At 71.4% G+C, this 259-nt stretch carries 1 protein-coding gene; it reads left to right on the top strand.

The genetic code is table 11. From position 1 onward, the window contains the following. Positions 1-207 (top strand): DUF222 domain-containing protein (locus tag ACLQ21_RS15755; protein WP_425664917.1); only part of this gene is annotated, 207 nt, incomplete at its 5' end. Between the last annotated feature and the right edge of the window lie 52 nt (positions 208-259).

The raw sequence follows: 259 nt of genomic DNA, 5'->3' as shown, positions 1-259 counted from the left end.
GGGCTGCGGGAGGCGGCGTCGGTGCTGGCGGCGGAGCTGCGGCAGTCCGATCGGGGCGTGGAGCGGCGGATGGCCGACGCGTGGACGATCGTCACGCAGCTGCCCGCGACCCACGCCGCCCACAAGGCGGGTCGGATCGGCGGCGGCCACCTGCGGGTGATCGAGCAGGCCACGCATGCGCTGGGGGGTGTCAGATGGTCTGTGTAAGCGGGTGGGTCGCCGTTCGAAGGAGAACAGACTGTGACCATGACGAAGCCGA

The sequence above is a fragment of the Agrococcus sp. DT81.2 genome (genome assembly GCF_049844935.1).
Taxonomy (GTDB): Bacteria; Actinomycetota; Actinomycetes; order Actinomycetales; family Microbacteriaceae; genus Agrococcus.
The sequence above is the reverse complement of the archived record's forward strand: the minus strand, read 5'-3'. Positions and strand labels throughout refer to the sequence as shown.